The following is a 2755-nucleotide window of genomic DNA, read 5'->3' as shown; positions in this document are numbered from 1 at the left end:
ATTATTACCGGCACCGGAAGGCAGCCTGCAAACGGGGGCGGATTATATCGCACCGCGAACGTGGACGGAATCGAAGCTAGCGCAAATCTGGCAGGATGTGCTGGGCTTGGAGCAAGTCGGCGTGAAGGAGAACTTCTTTGAGATTGGTGGGCATTCACTGCGGGCTACAACGCTGGCCTCAAAGATTCACAAGGAATTGAATAAACCGCTTCTACTTCGCTTCATCTTTGAAGCACCAACGATTGAACAACTGGCAGTGGTGATGGAAGGGCTGGATCAGGTGGTGTATTCGTCCATTCCAGTGACGGAAGAACGTAGTTTCTACCCGCTGTCCTCGGCACAAAAACGGATGTACGTTTTGCACCAGATTGATCCACAGGATGTAAACTACAACATTCCCGCTGCGCTCCAGGTGAGCGGACCGCTGGATATAAAACGGGTGGAAAAAATATTCCGTCAGTTGATCTCACGCCATGCGGCATTCCGCACCCGCTTTGAGCTAATGAACAGCGAGCCGATACAGCGGATTCAGGATACGGTGACGTTCGAGGTAGAGTATGCGAAGGTCCAGGCAGGACATGTCGTAACGTATCCAGCAGCTGATCGAAAAACCCATGTGGAGAACTCTAAACGTGATATAGCGCATGAACAGCATTCATCGGTGTCTGAGCAGCTTGCAGGCAAGGAGGTACAAGAATGGGTTCAACGATTTGTACGTCCGTTTGATCTGCAAGCCGCACCGCTGCTACGAGTAGCCTTGATCGATTTGGGCGTACAGGGAATAGAAGAAGAGCCACAGCATCTGTTGATGCTCGACATGCACCATATTATCTCGGATGGCGCGTCCATGGGCGTGCTGACCAACGAATTTGTTCGCTTGTACAGCGGTGAAGAGTTATCTACGCTACGAATTCAATACAAAGACTACGCGGTATGGCAACAAAGTGAGTCACAACAGAACGGAATGAAGCGTCAGGAAGCATATTGGCTGGATACCTTCCGGGGGGAGCTACCTACACTGAATCTGCCAACCGACTTTACCCGCCCGGCGGTGCGAAGTACGGCAGGTGATACGGTTGTATTCGAACTGAGACATGAAGTGAGCGAACAATTGAAGGAGCTGGCAGTACAGACAGGTTCAACACTGTATATGTTACTGTTGGCGGCCTACACTGTACTGCTGCATCAGTACACCGGGCAGGAAGACATCATCGTCGGCACTCCGATTGCGGGACGACCGCACATGGATCTGGAGCCAATTATCGGAATGTTTGTCGGAACACTAGCCATGCGTAATTATCCGACCGCAGCGCTAACGTTCCGCCACTACGTGGAGGACGTGAAAACCCGGACCTTGCAAGCCTATGAGCATCAGGACTATCCGTTTGAAGAACTGGTGGAACAACTGAACGTGAAGCGCGACATGAGTCGCAATCCACTGTTCGACACGATGTTTGTACTACAAAACAACGAACAAGGAGAGCTGAAGTTGGAAGGCCTGAGCTTCCATCCATACGCTATGGAGCAGGTCCCGGCGAAGTTTGACCTGATGCTGGAAGCCAGCGAAGAAGAAACCGGCATCCATTTCGGATTGCAATATGCAACATCGCTCTACCAGCGGGAAACCATCGAGCAAATTACGCGCCACTTTGTACGTTTGGTAGAAACCATTACAGCCAATCCAGACATCTCGCTGTGCGAATTGGAACGGATCACTATAGAAGAAACGGTACCTGTGCTGAAAGTACATCAGGAACGTCAAAAAGCTGCTCGTTACTGGAATGCATATCTCGACGGATATGAAGAACAGGCCCATTTACCACAAGTCAAAATGCAGTCAAACGCGGGGTATCAGGCTGAGCAGCTTAACACTGGTCTGAGTGTGGGTCTGACGACCCGGATTCTTCAGATTGCCAAACGTCATCAGGTGACACTGAATACACTGATGCAGTCAGTCTGGGGTATATTGCTCCAAAAATATAATGGTATAGATGATGTCGTATTGGGTAGTACGGTTTCCGGGCATTCGCCTGATCTTCTGAATGTGGAACATATGATGGGTCTGTCTCAGAATACAGTACCTGTACGGATTAGAAGTAATGAGAACAGTCTGTTCTCGCAAATGATGAAGCAAAACGAGGAGCAATCTATAGCTGCTCATATGCATACTACGCATCCGCTGACTGAAATTCAGGCGTTGTCGGACCTGAAGCAAAATTGGATCAACCACAGGATTATTTTTGCAAATGATCCGGCGGAGAAACAAATGCAGCAGTTCGGTGAAGGCCAGCAGACCAGCTTTAGCCGAAGCGAAGTCGAACCGACGAGCTATGATTTTAATCTGGTGATACAGCCGGGGAAAGTCATTCACATGAGCTTTAATTACAACGCACTAGTCTTTGAACGCACAAGTATAGAACAAATTCAGGGACATCTGGTGCAACTGCTGGAGCAGGTAACAGCAAACCCGGATATTCGGATTCGCGAGCTTGATGTAGTAACCAAGCAAGAACGCGAGCAAATTCTTGGCGTATGGGGAGATACGGAAGCGGACTGTCCGAGCGAGCAGACGATTCATGGCTTGTTCGAGGCGCAAGCGGCGCAGACCCCGGAGCAGGCAGCATTGTTCTTCGAAGGAGAGCAGTTGACCTACCACGAGCTGAACGAGCGGGCCAACCGACTGGCTCGAATCTTGCGGAGTCACGGCGTGACGACAGACCGTTTGGTCGGTCTGATGACCGAGCGTTCCGTGGAT

1 protein-coding gene is annotated in these 2755 nt (G+C 50.3%); it reads left to right on the top strand.

The window, feature by feature from the left end:
* A partial coding sequence (locus ACIFQM_RS24920; RefSeq protein ID WP_430066412.1) for a condensation domain-containing protein occupies window positions 1-2755 on the top strand: 2755 nt, incomplete at both ends.

Source organism: Paenibacillus sp. NRS-1782, assembly GCF_050467685.1.
GTDB lineage: Bacteria > Bacillota > Bacilli > Paenibacillales > Paenibacillaceae > Paenibacillus > Paenibacillus terrae_A.
This window is presented reverse-complemented; position numbering and strand designations above follow the sequence as displayed.